Origin of the sequence: Streptococcus sp. k-402 (genome assembly GCF_013277515.1) — a bacterium.
Classification (GTDB): domain Bacteria; phylum Bacillota; class Bacilli; order Lactobacillales; family Streptococcaceae; genus Streptococcus.
This window is the reverse complement of record NZ_VMNB01000003.1, coordinates 272,475-289,065: the sequence shown is the minus strand read 5'-3', so window position 1 is coordinate 289,065 and position 16,591 is coordinate 272,475. Positions and strand designations below refer to the sequence as shown.

General features: G+C 36.4%; 14 protein-coding genes. 3 read left to right on the top strand and 11 right to left on the bottom strand.

Annotated elements, in window-relative coordinates:
• Positions 1–627: 627 nt before the first annotated feature.
• The 11 genes from HT724_RS02505 to HT724_RS02455 all read right to left on the bottom strand — a co-directional run bounded on the left by HT724_RS02505 (position 628) and on the right by HT724_RS02455 (position 13,090).
• Positions 628–1,044, bottom strand: coding sequence for a GNAT family N-acetyltransferase (locus HT724_RS02505; protein ID WP_173276151.1), 417 nt, complete (start codon positions 1,042–1,044; stop codon positions 628–630).
• A gap of 11 nt (positions 1,045–1,055) precedes the next feature.
• A complete protein-coding gene (locus tag HT724_RS02500; RefSeq protein WP_173276150.1) occupies positions 1,056–1,751 on the bottom strand; it encodes a GNAT family protein in 696 nt (231 codons plus the stop codon).
• Positions 1,752–1,944: 193 nt separating this feature from the next.
• A complete protein-coding gene (gene leuS / locus HT724_RS02495) occupies positions 1,945–4,446 on the bottom strand; it encodes a leucine--tRNA ligase (RefSeq protein WP_173276149.1) in 2,502 nt (833 codons plus the stop codon).
• A gap of 350 nt (positions 4,447–4,796) precedes the next feature.
• The gene (locus tag HT724_RS02490; RefSeq protein ID WP_164226681.1) at positions 4,797–5,885 is read right to left on the bottom strand and encodes a glycerol dehydrogenase; all 1,089 of its coding nucleotides are present in this window, start codon (positions 5,883–5,885) and stop codon (positions 4,797–4,799) included.
• A 17-nt stretch (positions 5,886–5,902) separates the two neighbouring features.
• The gene (locus tag HT724_RS02485) at positions 5,903–6,571 is read right to left on the bottom strand and encodes a fructose-6-phosphate aldolase (protein WP_164226680.1); all 669 of its coding nucleotides are present in this window, start codon (positions 6,569–6,571) and stop codon (positions 5,903–5,905) included.
• 18 nt (positions 6,572–6,589) lie between these two features.
• Entirely contained in the window at positions 6,590–9,028 is a 2,439-nt protein-coding gene (locus tag HT724_RS02480; RefSeq protein WP_173253801.1) for a glycyl radical protein, read from the bottom strand.
• A gap of 160 nt (positions 9,029–9,188) precedes the next feature.
• On the bottom strand, positions 9,189–10,478 hold the full coding sequence (locus HT724_RS02475; protein ID WP_173276148.1) for a PTS sugar transporter subunit IIC: 1,290 nt from the start codon (positions 10,476–10,478) through the stop codon (positions 9,189–9,191).
• A gap of 16 nt (positions 10,479–10,494) precedes the next feature.
• Positions 10,495–10,803: a PTS sugar transporter subunit IIB gene (locus HT724_RS02470; RefSeq protein ID WP_000238723.1), complete on the bottom strand. Its 309-nt coding sequence runs from the start codon at positions 10,801–10,803 to the stop codon at positions 10,495–10,497.
• Between the two features lie 33 nt (positions 10,804–10,836).
• Positions 10,837–11,157 (bottom strand): PTS lactose/cellobiose transporter subunit IIA, encoded by a 321-nt coding sequence (locus tag HT724_RS02465; protein ID WP_000402908.1) that lies wholly within the window; start codon positions 11,155–11,157, stop codon positions 10,837–10,839.
• Positions 11,158–11,350: 193 nt separating this feature from the next.
• The gene (locus tag HT724_RS02460) at positions 11,351–12,331 is read right to left on the bottom strand and encodes a sugar-binding transcriptional regulator (RefSeq protein ID WP_001070837.1); all 981 of its coding nucleotides are present in this window, start codon (positions 12,329–12,331) and stop codon (positions 11,351–11,353) included.
• Positions 12,332–12,343: 12 nt separating this feature from the next.
• The gene (locus HT724_RS02455) at positions 12,344–13,090 is read right to left on the bottom strand and encodes a DeoR/GlpR family DNA-binding transcription regulator (protein ID WP_173276147.1); all 747 of its coding nucleotides are present in this window, start codon (positions 13,088–13,090) and stop codon (positions 12,344–12,346) included.
• A 121-nt stretch (positions 13,091–13,211) separates the two neighbouring features.
• On the opposite strand from HT724_RS02455, the gene HT724_RS02450 reads away from it, so the two are divergent.
• The 3 genes from HT724_RS02450 to HT724_RS02440 all read left to right on the top strand — a co-directional run bounded on the left by HT724_RS02450 (position 13,212) and on the right by HT724_RS02440 (position 16,578).
• Positions 13,212–13,988, top strand: coding sequence for a glycyl-radical enzyme activating protein (locus tag HT724_RS02450; protein WP_000406173.1), 777 nt, complete (start codon positions 13,212–13,214; stop codon positions 13,986–13,988).
• A 174-nt stretch (positions 13,989–14,162) separates the two neighbouring features.
• Entirely contained in the window at positions 14,163–15,812 is a 1,650-nt protein-coding gene (locus HT724_RS02445; RefSeq protein WP_173276146.1) for a histidine kinase, read from the top strand.
• The gene (locus HT724_RS02440; RefSeq protein ID WP_172923459.1) at positions 15,805–16,578 is read left to right on the top strand and encodes a response regulator; all 774 of its coding nucleotides are present in this window, start codon (positions 15,805–15,807) and stop codon (positions 16,576–16,578) included. Before HT724_RS02445 ends, HT724_RS02440 begins: the two co-directional genes overlap by 8 nt.
• Positions 16,579–16,591 lie beyond the last annotated feature (13 nt).

Sequence of the window (16,591 nt, the reverse complement as noted above, 5' to 3'; positions counted from 1 at the left end):
TTCTATCAATTTCATAGAAATTTTGATTTCGTAAACGAAGAGACAATCTTACATGTCACTTCTCATTTAATACGCCACTACTAGACAAGCAAAATCATTATTACAGTAGTTCCAGTCCTTCAATTAACAGTCACTTACAATCAAATTGAGTTTGAAGTAGCTGAAGTAACAACAAACCTATTTCTTAGTCATATTTCCTAAAAAAGTCCCCGCCAATTCCCCGACCAAAATCCGAAAAATATCGAAAAATGATTTTTAGAATAGTAACCAAAAGCCTGAAATAGAGCCAAAAAACTCCACCTGATTGGGTGGAGTTAAGGGAGATTATTATGAAAAAGAAAAGTTTAGGATTTTATTAAATAAAGTTAGGAGGTCTTTATTTAATAACTATATGATACAAGACGAAGCTTAAAACTAGCTTAACTTTTCTCAAATTTTACTATTCTGCAAAAAAATTCTATCACCATCACCTACCCACGAAAAAAGCCACCTGATTAGGTGGCTTCATTAGGAGATTATGATGAAAAAAGTTTTAGAATTTCATTAAATAAAGTTAGGAGGTCTTTATTTAATAACTATATAATACTAGACCATCCTTAAACTTTACTTAAGAACAAACAAGTTTTATTATTTTTCTCTGTTTATCCAAGTCATTCCTATACAATCATAGGTAGATAAGTCTTCAAAACCCAAAGAACGATAAAATCCCACGTTTTTTTCTGTCTGTTCTGTCACCAGCTGGACTTGATAAGCATCTTTGTAATCCTCTAAAGCCTCTTTCATCAAGGAGCTACCAATCCCTTGGCGCTGATAGCTAGGCAAAACAATCAAATCCTGTACAAAAACTGATGAAAAACCATCTCCAACCAAACGAATCAATCCCACCACAGCATCACCATCAAGTGCCAGATAAATTACTAATGAATGAGACAAGGCCTTCTCCAGCATCTGAGGTTGATGGGTATAATTTGTCCAACCTACTGCCTGATAGAGATGCAAAATATCCTCTAGCTTGATAATTTCTTGCTTTCTAATAGTTATCATGTCATCACCTCTTAGAATTCTCTCAAGCTCTTGTACTGCCGTCCATTTTTATCAAAATTTTCAGGCGCCAACCATGTTTCCAAACGAGATTTGACTTTAGGCCAGTCCTTATCAATCATAGACAACCAATTCGTATCTCTCGTACGCCCCTTATAAATGACTGCCTGACGGAAGGTTCCTTCATAGACAAAGCCCAAACGTTCCGCAGCTCGTCTTGATGGCAGGTTAAGAGCATCGCATTTCCACTCATAGCGACGATAGTTAAGCTCCTCAAAGACATAGCAAGCCAAGAGATACTGGGCTTCTGTTCCTATCCGTGTCCCCCTGAGCTCTGGAGAAAAAGTGACAGCTCCCACTTCTATTACTCGGTTATTCTGGTCAATGCGCATAAGAGAAAAACTTCCCAAAGCCTTACCAGTTGCCTTGTCTATGATTGCATAGTAAAAACGGTCCTTACGAGCCAACATCTGATTTAAAAGAGTAACCAGTTCCTCTCTGTCTGCCACTGATTCCTGAAAGAGGTAGGTCCACATTTCCCGAGGCGTATCAGGGCCATAAACAGCTAATAAATCCTCCGCATGCTTTTCTACCGAGAGAGCCTCTATTCGAGCATAACGCCCTTCTAAGAAATCAATAGCAGGCAATTCACCTGGTGTATAACCTGCCATTGACTCCCCAATCATCTGACCATATTCGTTTACTGGCATTTTTTTCTCCTTGTTTTACTTTTCAAACTTTATAGTTGCACATAGTATATCATACTTTCATAAGAAGATTCAAAAAATCCTCCAGATTCTACTCTGAAGGATTCCTATCTTATTTCACAACGATATTAACGAGTTTAGTTGGCTCAAACAGTTTGGGAAACTGTTTGAGGTTGGAAATCAGCAAATAAATTGGTTATTTTACAACAATATTAACCAATTTATTTGGTACACTAATCACTTTCATGATGTCCTTACCGTCAATTTCTGCTTTGACTTTTTCATCCGCTAGAGCAATTTCTTGCAATTCTTCGCGTGACAAGTCTTTAGCGACCATGAGTTTAGCGCGAACTTTTCCTTTGATTTGGACAACGATTTCGATTTCGTCTTCAACTAATTTGCTTTCATCCCATGTTGGCCAAGCTACGTAAGAGATTGACTCACCTGTTGCTGCAACAGTTTGCCAAAGTTCTTCTGCCAAGTGAGGTGCAAATGGGGCAATCAATTGGATAAATCCTTTGGCATAGTCTACATAAAGCTTATCTTCCTTGTTAGCTGCGTTGACAAAGACCATAAGTTGGGCAATAGCTGTGTTGAATTTCATAGACTCGATTTGCTCAGTAACAGCTTTGACTGTTTCATTGTAGACCTTGTCAAGAGCACCATTGTTTTCCGCAGCGATTTCTTTACTTGTCATCAAACGGTAAACACGATCCAAGAATTTACGGCTTCCTTCCAGACCTTCTTCTGACCAAGCGATTGAAGCATCAAGTGGCCCCATGAACATTTCATAGACACGAAGGGTGTCGGCACCGTATTGTTCCACCACATCGTCTGGGTTAACAACGTTCTTAAGCGATTTAGACATCTTAGCTGGTGCTTGCTCCAACTCTTCTCCTGTTTCCACATGGAAGAAAGAACCGTCACGTTTTTCAACCTTGTCAGTCGCTACAAGAGCTCCACGGTGGTCACGGTAGCTTGTTCCCAAAATCATTCCTTGATTAAAGAGTTTTTGGAATGGTTCTTTCGTCGGAACAACACCGAGGTCATAGAGGAATTTGTGCCAGAAACGAGCGTAGAGCAAGTGAAGAACGGCATGCTCTGCACCACCAACGTAGATATCTACTGGCAACCATTGTTTAAGAAGATCCTCATCGGCCAATTTCTCAGTATTGTGTGGGTCAATATAGCGGAGGTAGTACCAGCTTGAACCTGCCCATTGTGGCATGGTGTTAGTTTCACGACGACCTTTGACACCATCTTCACGAGTCACTTCAAGCCAATCTGTCAAGTTAGCTAGTGGACTTTCACCAGTACCTGAAGGACGGATATCCTTGGTTACTGGCAAGACAAGTGGCAATTCACTTTCAGGAACAGCTGTTGACGTCCCATCTTCCCAATGAATAATAGGAATTGGCTCACCCCAGTAACGTTGACGGCTAAAGAGCCAGTCGCGGAGACGGTAGGTAACCTTCTCTTGTCCACAGCCTTTTTCTTCCAACCAAGCCACAATCTTGGCAATAGCGTCTTCTTTGTTGAGTCCATCTAGGAAGTCTGAATTAACGTGAAGGCCATCTTCTGTGTAGGCAGCTTCTTCAACGTTTCCACCTTCAAGTACTTCGACGATTGGAAGGTCAAATTGTTTGGCAAATTCCCAGTCACGTTGGTCGTGGGCAGGCACAGCCATGACAGCACCTGTTCCATAACTAGCAAGAACGTAATCCGCAATCCAGATTGGGATTTCCTTACCATTGACAGGGTTGACGGCATAAGCACCAGTCCAAACCCCTGTTTTTTCTTTAGCAAGGTCTGTACGAGCCAAGTCAGACTTGAGGCTAGCTTGGTGTTTGTAGTCTGCTACTGCCTCTGCTTGCTCTGAACTTGTGATAGCGTCTACTAATTCATGTTCAGGAGCCAAAACAGTGAAAGTCGCACCGAAAAGGGTATCAGGACGAGTGGTAAAGACTGTGAATTCCTTGTCTGTCCCCTTAACTTTAAAAGTTACATTAGCACCAGTTGATTTACCAATCCAGTTGCGTTGCATGTCTTTGATAGACTCTGGCCAGTCCAGGTCATCCAAGTCACTGAGCAAGCGCTCTGCGTAAGCCGTGATTTTGAGCATCCATTGACGCATTGGTTTGCGGACAACTGGATAGCCTCCACGCTCAGAAGTTCCATCAGGAAGGACCTCTTCGTTGGCAATGGCTGTTCCCAATTCCTCAACCCAGTTTACTGGCACTTCCGCTTCATAGGCCAAGCCTTTTTCGTAAAGCTTGGTGAAAATCCATTGCGTCCACTTGTAGTAGTTTGGATCTGTTGTGTTGACTTCACGATCCCAGTCATAAGAAAATCCAAGCGCATTGATTTGGCGTTTGAAGTTGGCAATGTTCTCCGCCGTAAATTCTGCTGGGTCATTACCTGTATCCATAGCGTATTGCTCTGCAGGCAAACCAAAAGCATCCCAACCCATTGGGTGAAGGACATTATAGCCTTGCGCACGTTTGTAACGACTGAGGATATCGGTTGCAGTATAACCTTCTGGGTGTCCTACGTGCAGACCAGCTCCAGACGGATAAGGGAACATATCAAGAGCATAAAACTTCGGTTTTGATGCATCTGTACCTGTCTCAAATGTATGATGTTCTGCCCAGTAGCCCTGCCACTTAGGCTCAATTTCTTTATGATTATAAAAACTCATGGTCTCTCTCCAATTTTGTGATGTTACTATTATACCATTTTTGAGGGAATTTGAAATGTGTTAAAAGAAAAAACTGTATACTGTATTTCATTAATTTTGATGGCTCTGAATTGCTCTGTCACCCACTTTTTTATCTTATTGTTATGCGGGAAATCAAAGAGCAAAATAAGAAGCTTATCTCTTATAACACAAAATACTAACTTTAGACCGAAGATACGACTGGAATGCTAATTAATGTATTTATAATAAATAGCCGACAACCTATGTCGCTTTTTGATTTATGAAGAACGTCGGATTCAATACGAGGATCAATAAAAGACTACCATTTGGAAAACAGTAGTCCTTATTGTTTATTTTGAATTTACATAGGCGTCTACAGCGATGATAGCTTGAGCAACATCTGAAGGCGAAATCTTAAACGGCATCTGATGGATTGTCTCACCCTCCATAGTTGCTTGTTTACCAACTTTTATTAAATCATCATATCCAACTTGATCTAAATGCATTTCTTTTAGAGTTGTTGGCATGCCAATTTTTTTGTAAAACTCAATATACTTATCAAGTTCTTCTTTAGGTCTATTTTCCAATAAAAGTTGTACCAAAGTTCCATAAGCTACTTTTTCACCATGTGTTAAATGATGAATGTCACCTGTTAATGCAGTAAAACCATTATGAATTGCATGCGCCGCAGCTAATCCTCCACTTTCAAAACCTAGACCACTCAATAGAGTATTAGCTTCAACAATATTTTCTAATGCTGGTGTCACCACTTTAGCTTCACAAGCTGCCATAGCCTGTAAACCATCTGCAAACAGCGTTTCTTCACATTTCTTCGCAATTGCAACTCCAGCCAACGTTTGCTGTTGTCCCAACATAGTTTTTCCATTTGCCTGCATAACCGCACGCGCCTCAACCCAAGTTGCTAAACCATCTGCAATACCAGACGCTAATAAACGCTTAGGGGCTTGTGAAATAACTTTTGTATCAACCAAAACTAAATCTGGATTTTTAGAATAAAATAGATAATGATCAAATGCACCTTCATCTGTATAAATAACAGATAAAGCAGATACAGGTGCGTCGGTCGATGCAATTGTTGGAGCAATAATAACAGGCTTTTCAATCAAATCTGCAATAGCTTTTGCGCTATCAATCGTCTTTCCTCCACCAAGACCGATAATACTATCACAATTTTCTTTCTCAGCCAAGGCAACAACTCGATTGATTTCATTGTCAGAAGCTTCACCATTAAACTTGGCTAGAACAATATGGAAACCATACCTATGTAGGTAATCTTCAAATCGTTTTCCAACAATATCATAAACCAACTGATCGCATAATAGAATAGGACGATTCCCCAAATCCAATATTGATTTGGCATTTTCGAACAAGGCATTTTCCCCTTGAATATATCTCGAAGGACTAGCAAAAATTCTCATGTTTGTTTCCTTTCTACCTAAATGGAACGACTATGTTGAGTAACAAACCAGTCGTCAGAAAAATCATCAACCGCCTTTTGGATAGATGGCATGGCGAAAGCTGATTCAAAAACATCTGCTCCTGCTGTAACAGCATGCGCACCTGCAGCTAAAGCATTATTTACTTGTGCTACATTTTTAAAGGATGCAGCTAAAATCTTACTAGGAGAGTTCTGTCTATCAATAGCAAGAGCTAATTGACGAATGACAGAATTTGAATCAATGTTCAGATTTTCCATTCTATTATAATATGGAGCTAGGTAATCCGCTCCTGCTTCGATAGCTAATAATCCCTGAATAACTGTATAAATAGCTGTTGCAGTGATATGGTAGCCCTCTTTTTTTAGCACCTTTATTGCACGTAATCCAGCTGGAGTAACAGGTACTTTGATAAATATATCATCTCCTGCTTGTCTCCGAATTTCATGAGCATCCTTTAAGATGCCTTCAAAATCTTGAGAAATCACCTGAACATGAATAGAGGGTGCAGAGCCAATCAATTCTCTTACATCTTTGATTCGTTCAAAAAAATTAATAGAACCCTCTCTTTTTGCAATAGTGGGATTTGAAGTTACCCCAGCTAGCGGTAAAATTTCAGACCACTTTTTAATCTCATCTAAATTTAATGTGTCAAGCATAAATTCCATAAAAAGAACCTCTTTATTTTACAAAGTATGCTCAGTACGTCCTATAATATCATCTTGGGTTGCCTTAGAAAGAACATTGAAGAATGCAGAGTATCCTGCAACACGAACAATTAAGTCTCTGTGTTTTTCAGGATGTTTCTGAGCGTCAATCAACGTCTCTCTGGAAACAACATTGTATTGAATATGGTACCCATGTAAACGATTAAAGAATGTTCGTAACAAAGCAATTAGTTTTAATTTATCTTCTTCTTTGGCTAAGGTTTGAGGATTTACTTTCTGATTTAAGAGAACCCCACCTACGATTTCATCTGTTGGTAATTTTGAAACAGATTTTAAAACAGATGTAGGGCCGTGTTGATCCATATTATGTGATGGTGAACAACCCTCTGCTAACGGTGTACCCGCGTTGCGTCCATCTGGAGTTGCTAATGTTCCACGTCCCTGCCCTACGTTGGCTGAGATAGAAGATGTTCCTGAATAACGAATTCCTCCAATAGGACCTCTTCCATAACGTGTATTAGGATATTTAGCAATTTCATCAACATAAATGTCATAAGCAGCAGTAACCAATTTGTCAGCATAATCATCATCATTACCGTACTTAGGTGCATCATGAATCAACATTTCTTGAATGACCTTACCTTCTTCTCCGGCATAATCTGTTTCCAGTGCATACCAAAGCTGACTTGGGCTTATACGTTCTTCCTCAAATACCAATTTTTTAATTGCAGCTAATGAATCCGACAAATTTGCAATTCCAACTTGCAAACCTGATATATAATCATATACTGCTCCACCTTCTTTAAGGTGTTTTCCACGACCAATACAATCATCAGTCAATGCTGAACATAGAATATCAGGAACTTCTCGTTCCAATGATAAATCAATAGAATTTTCAACAATAACACTCATTCGTGTCAAATATCTTAGTGTTTTATCCCAAGCATTTTCTAATTCAGAAAAGTTCTTCATATCCTTAAAATGACCAAAGCTTGGTGCAAACCGTTTACCCGAAGCCGGATCAATTCCATCATTCATCGTGATAAGTAGAACCTTAGGGAAGTTCATATAACTCATACCTGTGCAACGATAGCCCCATTTCCCTGGAACTGCCGTTTCAACACATCCAATGGCACTGTAATCATAAGCATCATCTTCCAATACTCCTTTTGCAATAAAAGAAGGAATGATAATCTCATCATTATTAAATGCAGGCATACCAAAACCAAGTTTCATCACTTCAATACACTCATTCATGAAACGAGCATCTAAACCTGCATGGTAACGTACAGTTAGATTAGGTTGCGGTAGATGGGTTTGTGCAACTGATTTTAATACCAAATAAGATAATGGGTTAACAGCATCCTTCTTATCTCGAGTCTGTCCACCAATTGTAACATTTTGATATAAAGGACTTCCTGCTGAAGAAAATGTATGTGCTTGACTGCGGACCTTATTAATTGTAATGGTTTTAATCCAAAGATTTGTCAGACGTTCAACAATGCTATCTTCTGTTTCTTTACCACTTTCTAAATCAGCCTTCATATATGGATACATATATTGATCAAAACGGCCATATGAAAGAGAGTGGCCATTAGATTCAATTTGTAAAATACATTGAATAAACCAAACTGATTGAATAGCTTCTGCAAAAGTAGTTGCCGGTTCATATGGGACTCGAGAACAAATATCTGCAATCTCAAGTAATTCTTTCTTACGTTTAGGATTTGCATTTTCGGCTAAACTTTTAGCAAGATCAACAAAGCGATTTGCATATACTTTAATAGCATCTATTACGATAAATATAGAGTCGTAAAAATGATATTTATCAATACTTGCTGGATCTGTTAAATCTAGTGCTGCTTTCGCTTTACGAGCCCGCTCTTCAAAACCTCTTAAACCAAATTGCAACAGTTTCTGATAGTTAACTGCTAAGTGAGCATCTCCAGAGTTCATCTTACCTTCCATACCGAAGAATCCTGTTTCCATATAAACAGACACTTCTTCAGGTAACAAGGCACCAGCTCTCGCACGTAAATTATTATTTTCCCAGAATGGAGCGATACTTCTAAGTTGTTCTTTTGTTTCTTCTGTAATATAGAAAACGTCTCCATCACGCTTTTCAAAAAGATCCAACTCATTAAGAACAAATTCTAGCGTATATTCTGGAAAAATAGGAGCATCTTTATTGGAAGAAGCTTGATTTCCCGCAATCATAGATTCTTCTTCGATATAGATAGTCATATTTTCCAAAATTTCTTTGAGCATATAGGCGCGTTTTAGGACATTAGGTTGTTCCTTATATCTATCATAAGCGCGTGTTGCTAGAACTGCTCTCTCAGCATCAATATAAGGTTTTTTATTTAAGACATCTTCTCGATATTTGTTCATCCTTTCAGTAAGGCTGCCAAAATATTCTGTCTTGATTGTTGTTCTTGCTACTTCTGTATTTACCATCGTAAGCACCTTTCTTTCGAAAATATTTTTGTTTCTTTCGAAAATATAATACCTGGTTTTTTAGAAAATTTCAAGCTTTTAACTAGAAAAACTTTAACTCTCTAATTTTTAGCACAAATGTGTGTGTTTAATGATAATACACAAATGTTTTTTAGAATTATCATGCTTCATTCTGATAAGCTAAACGATCCTGTACTTTAAAGAATGGGAAATAAACTAATATAGACATCGCTAATATCACCAGCTGAGTAATAACTCCTTGCCATCCACCAACCATAAATCCTGATATAATAGCCGGGGTGCTCCAAGGTAATGTAACTCCTGAAAATGGCTGCATGAAACCTGTTGCAATAGCTCCATATACTATCACAGCTGCAAGTACAGGAACAAGAATGAAAGGTACAAACATAACTGGATTCATGACAATCGGAAATCCAAATACAACTGGCTCATTTACGTTAAATATTGCTGGAAAAGCTGCAACTTTTCCTAAGGCTTGGTATTGTTTTGATTTTGCTGCAAAAAGCATGGCAACTACAAGACCAAACGTAATCCCTGAACCTGATAGAATTAAAAATGAATCTAAAAATTGTTGAGTAACAATATGTGCACCATTTTCTAATGATAGATTACCAGAGGCTAACATAGCTTTATTAGCATCAAGATTAGATAAAAGCAGAGCTGTCACTACTCCATTTACTACCGATTGTCCATGAACACCAAACCACCACAAAAATGATATAAAGAATGCAATTCCAATTGCACCATACAAAGATCCAGTTAAACCTTGCAATGGAACTTGAATAGCAGAATAAATCATTTCTATGAATGTTCCGCCATTAGTCAATGAGCTCGCTAAAATATATACAATCATAGAAAGTAAGAAAATTACAAATGCTGGAATCATTGCTTCAAACTGTTTCGCAATAGCTTGTGGAACTTGTTCTGGCATCTTAATAACAATTTTTCTCTTTATAAAGAAGGTATAAATACTTCCTACTACCAAACCTATAATGATAGCACCGATAATTCCTTGACCTCCAAACCAAACTTTACTAATAGCATCCCCAATTGCCTCACCTTGTTTAGGGATATAAGATGATCTTAGCAAAATAAAGAATGCAGATACAGATAGAACCCCAGCTGGCAAAGCCTCTACTCCGCTATTCTTAGCATAAGAATAGGCAATTGAAAAACAAGAAATTAGACCCATAATCGCAAAAGTTCCTGAATACACTTGCATAAACGGCTCTGTCCAATTTGCTCCAAATACACTAGCAATGCTCTTGTTTAATCCTTCAAATGGCAATTGTCCCATAATCAAGAATAAACTACCAACTACTGTCAATGGCAAAATTGCTAACATACCATCTTTTAGAGCTATAATACCACGCATATTCACAAATTTCATCATAGGTGCAATGATTTTTTGAACATCCATCTTTGCCATAATAAATCTCCTTTTCTTACCCACTAATCAAAGATAGGGCCAAATCTAATACTTTTTTCCCATCTAACATACCATAGTCCATCATCGGAATAACAGCTATCGGAACATCACACTTATCACAAATTTCTTTTGATTTATCTAATGTATAAGCAACTTGAGGCCCCAACAGTGCAACATCTAGATTTGGGGCATAATCCGCTAATTTAGACTGAGAAAACGCCTCTATTTCTGCCTCAACTCCACTAGATTGAGCTGCAATTTTCATATTATTTACAAGCATACCAGTAGAAAAGCCTGCTGCACAAAACAAACCAATCTTCACCATTATATTTTCCTCCTCTATGTTAATACTCTAGTATTATTTTTTATGAAGTTCTTTTCTCAAACTAATAATTTCTTTGATTAAATTAATCTCCGTCATGCTAGTCATGAGATGATCTTGTGAATGAACAAAGAGAGCTGTTATTTCTGTCTTTGTACCAGACGCTTCCTGTGCCAAGAATTTTGTTTGTAGATTATGGGCTTCTAATAAGGCTGCATCAGCTAACTGGATTTCTTCTTCACATCGTTCACATGTACCGTTTTTTATATAATCTAACGCTTTATAAATATGTTGTTTCGCATCGCCAGCATATAAAATTAAACCCATGATAATTTGATCTGGAACAATAATTTCCATAAATTCCTCCTCATTTCACTATGTAAAAAGCTTTTTTCATTTGAAATTTTAAAATTTTCTTTTGTAACTATAGAATACAACTACATAATAAACTTGTCAATCTAAAAACAACAAATAAACTATTTTTATTTATATAAGCACAAATGTGCAATTGATTAAAAAAAAACGATAAACTGATATCAGTCTATCATTTTCACTCGCATAAAATATTTCGAAAAGAAAAATCACCATCTTCTTCTAAAACTTTTAAAATTGTATTTTTATCTGTAATCAAATGATTTACTAGATTAGCACGCAAAACAGAAAGAATCGCAGATACTTTCGTATCACCGTAAGCAACAGCTAAACTTTGAGGAATATTTTTTAAATCTTCCAAAGAGATGGCTATTGTTCTTTCCTGTAAGTTCTCATAGACTTCTTTACCTTTTGAATCAAAAAATCGACAACAAATTTCTCCTACAGTTTTAACTTTTGTCAATTCTTTAAAGTCATCCTCTGTAAGCATGTCTAACCATTGATGTTTTCCTTTATTACTAAAATCACCAATCCCAACCACAGCTATATCTAAATCTTTCCAACTATTTTTCAAATCTTCAAAATATCTTGATTGCAAAATACCATCTGCTAACAATTTATTTTCTTGCACAATTGTTGCATTCATAAATGTACACTCTCCATGAAATTTTCTAGACATTTCATAAATCAGTGTATTCACATGGTATTTAGCGTGTATGTGACTAGGACCACCTGCTAGAGGATAGAAGTGAACATTTCGAACACTTTTGCTGTGGATTAAATCTACTAAATTACTTAAACTTTTTCCCCAAGAAAAGCCAATTTTCATATTATCATCAATTAAATTCCTAAGGACACCTGCTGCAACTTGAGAAATTCTTTCAGATAAAATTGTTGGATTGTCATCAAATTCATTTGGAATAATTTCTAAACTTTCCAGACCATATTTTTCTTTTACATAATTTTCCAACTTAAACATATTGGTATCAAAATTCTCTATTTCAATTTTAACAATTCCTGCATTCCTTGCTTCTGTTAACATTCTACTAATAGAGGTTCTATAAATTCCTAATTTTGCTGCTATTTGTGACTGATTTAAGTTTTCAATATAATACAGATAAGCAATTTTAGAGAGCAGTTTATTCCTATCTTGATTCATACACTTAACCTCTTACGAAACTACCTTAACCATTATCCCAGCATTTTCTAATGTAGCTACATTTTGTTTAGAAAGTTTTTCGTCTGTTATTACTTCATAGACTTGACTTAAAGCAAATCTTCTTACTGTACCTCTTTTATCAAATTTACTTGAGTCAGTTAGCACAATGACTTTATCCGACGCTGCTGAAATATATTGAACTACCTCACTGCGCATTAAATCTTTTCCTGTAAAACCCATCTCTTTATCGTAGCCATCTGTCCCAACAAAAGCTTGACGCACATGAAAAGTCTGTATCATTTCTTTTAATAAAGGTCCTACGGTAACCTGTGAATCTTTCTGAAACTCTCCACCAAGAACAATAACACGACATGAATCATAACCTCTTACAAAATTTGCTATAAAAAATGAATTTGTTACAATAGTGACATTTCTTTTTTGCTTGCAAATTTCCTCAGCAAGTAAAGCACAGGTTGAACCAGATTCTATCATTATTGTTTCATTATCTGATACCAATTTTACTGCTTCTTGAACAATTTTTCTCTTAATTTCATAATTAATTGACAAACGTACATTTAAGTCATCTCCACTATTTAACACAGCATATCCATGCTCTCTGTGTAATAAGCCTTTTGACTCTAATTTATCTAAATCTTTTCTAATCGTTACTTTCGATACATTTAATTTTTCCGATAATGTATTAACATCAATCTTTTCATATTCTGATACTAATTTAATAATTTGTTCCAATCTTTTCATTTTACACCTCCGTTTTATTCTACCAAAATAAAAAGCAAAAAACAACAAATTAAACTTTCGTTCGTAATTGTTTTTCTTTCGTTTTTGTGATAGGATAGAATTATAAAGAGGAGGAACTCTTATGGAAATATCTAAAGGAATTATTTTTAATATTCAACACTTTTCAATTCATGACGGTCCGGGTATTCGTACAACTGTTTTTTTAAAAGGATGTCCTCTGCGCTGTCCATGGTGTTCTAATCCTGAATCTCAAAGAATGAAACCTGAAAAAATGAAAGATGCTCAACGAGAAAAATTCACTTTAGTAGGTGAAGAAAAAACTGTAGAAGAAATTATTACAGAGGTATTAAAAGATAAAGAATTTTACGAAGAATCCGGTGGAGGTTTAACTTTATCAGGGGGTGAAATATTTGCTCAGTTTGAATTTGCTAAAGCCATCTTAAAGTCAGCTAAAGAACATCACATACACACTGCCATTGAAACTACTGCCTTTGTTGATCATGAAAAATTTGTTGATTTAATCCAATATGTGGATTTTATCTACACAGACCTAAAACATTATAATTCTATAAAACATAAAAAAGTGACTGGGGTTTTTAATCAAATGATTATTAAAAACATTCATTATGCCTTTTCTCAACATAAAACTATCGTTTTAAGAATCCCGGTTATTCCTGATTTTAACAATAGTTTAGAGGATGCAGAAGAATTCGCTACTCTATTTAACTCATTAAATATCGACCAAGTCCAACTACTCCCTTTTCATCAATTTGGTGAAAACAAATATCGTTTATTAAATCGAAAATATGAAATGGATGGAGTCAACGCACTTCATCCTGAAGATCTTATTGATTATCAAAAGGTATTTCTGAACCATCATATTAATTGTTATTTCTAGTTTATTTCCTTGAAATGCTCTAGCTATTTGCAGATAACAATCATCTATAATACATACTTAACTTTTCAAAAGGTTTAGCTAAAAAATTTTAGCCAAACCTTTTCTATTTTACCTTGCTCTAAAATTTTTAAACTGCTATACTTATAACAGAAAACCCTTCCAAGGAGGTAGCAGATGTCTCATTCCTTTAAAAAATCTCTCCAAAAAGAAATTCTCCATAGAAGCTCTATCGCAGCCTTTGTGACCTCTCTTTTACTACTCATTTTACTTTTTGGTTTTTCCTATTTTTTACAAAAGCAACAACTCTCCAAAGATACGAGACAGATTGTCAAACAAGTTCAAGAGATGAAAGAAGCAAATAATGAGCTCCTGACTACTATGAACCATAAAATGATTCCTGAATTTTTGGACGGCAAACACACAGAGCGAGAAGTCTTTAGCTTATTTTACGAGACAAAAGCTAAATTAAAACTTAGTTCTGACCTCATTATCCTAAGCGATACAGGTGAGTTACTATTTAGTACCAATCGAAATCATCAAGAAGGTATTTTATCACCCTACTATCTAAAACTGCTCATTCAAAATCCTTCTCAAGAAAAAGTGACAGAAAAAATTGCACTCTCTTCAGACAAGCAACATTACACACTCTTTATCAAACCACTACTTCAAAACCAACGAGTTAAGGCCTATACTATTGCTTTCGTAAATGAGAATGATTTTATCTCAAGTTTCCCAATGATCAATTCCAAATACATTATTACCGATGGCTTTGGAAATATGTTTTCTAACAATACAAACCAGTTCACTCGCTCCACTCTTGAAAAATTGGATGAAAAACTCCTACACTCTCGCACCCACTGGTATGCGAACGAACCACTTATTGTTCAAAAAGAAAAAGTCGGTGCTATTTTTTCAATCTATACTTTTCAATCCTTCTTTCCCATTCCTAGCTTACTTGGTCTAGCCTCCATTCTCACCTTATGTATATTCTTCCTCTACTTCTGGCAAGCAAGACGAATTGCTCATAAGATTGCTACACACAACGCTGTTCCCATTGAAAGCTTAGTTTACCAACTTCAAGAGATTCCCAAACAAGAAGAAAAAAGAGTTTATTTACAAACAGGTGATGAGTTTGAGTTTATGGCCGAAAAAATTAACGATATGCTACATGAATTAGATCAACTTCATCAAAAAATGCTAACCATCGAAAAAGAAAAGTGGATTTTTGAAAGAAAAATGCTGGAAGCTCAGTTCAATCCTCATTTTCTCTACAATACACTTGAAACGATTAAAATCACTTCTTTAATGGATGCCGCTCTCACACAAGACCTAATTCAAAATCTCACGCGCATTCTTCGCTACAGTATCACCGATTTAGAAAAAGAAACAACCATTTGCCAAGATTTAAAGATCATAGAGGATTACCTGATGATTCATAAGATTCGTTTTGAGCACTTTTCTTATGATATTGTCTGCCCAGAAACTGTTGATAATCAACCTATCCCTAAGCTTTTCTTGCTTCCTCTAGTAGAAAATGCTATAAAATATGGGATGCAATACCGTATTGATCTTCATATAGATATCCAAATTACCTTAAAAGCAGATTCTCTGACTTTTTTAGTCAAGGATAATGCCGGAGGGCTCACAAAACAAGAGCGACTCGCTATTTTAGACTCTTTAGAAAGCCCTCATACCCAGCATGGCATCGTGAACAGCTACAAACGATTGAGCAATTTCTTTTCTGATGTCCAGCTAGATTTAGGAGTCAATCGCCATGGAGAAACTTGGGTCAAATTTATAACGAAAGGACTAACTCATGTTTAAGCTCATTATCGTAGAAGACGAACACCTCATTCGAAAATGGCTAGAGATTGCCGTAGACTACTCTGCCTTGGGTATCCAAGTCGTAGGAACTGCCAGTCACGGTCAAGAGGGAATGAAACTCATCCAAGAAAAAGAACCTCATATTGTCTTAACAGACATCACAATGCCAATTATGGATGCTTTTATGATGTTTGAAGCCACTCGTACCCTTTCCTATGAAAAAGTTATCTTATCAGGTTATAACGATTTTCAAAATGCCAAAAAAGCCATGCAATATGGAGCAGTTGATTTCTTATCCAAGCCAATTGATACCAAGGAATTGACAGAATGTCTTCAAAACATTGTTTTGCGATTACAAGGTAGCACCTATCAAGAAACTCCTTTTTTAGAAGAATATCAAACTTTACTCACCTCTATCCAACAGGTTGATACACAAAACCAAATCATTCAACAAATTATTTCCTTTGTCCACAAGCATTATGCAGAGCATTTTACGATTGCGACTATTGCTGAAGCTTTAAACTATAGCGAAAGCTATCTATATAAAGTGATCAAAGAAGATTTCCCCATGACTCTAAATGAATATATCTTACAATATCGCCTGAAACAAGCTATAGAGAAGATGGCTGAATCTCCCAACTCCCCTCTAAGCGACATCTCTGACCAAGTTGGATTTTCAGACTATAAATATTTTGCCAAAGTATTTAAAAAGTATCTCCATATTTCCCCAAAGGAATTGAAATCACTCGGAAGAATAGTAAAATAAGCTATTCTTCTTT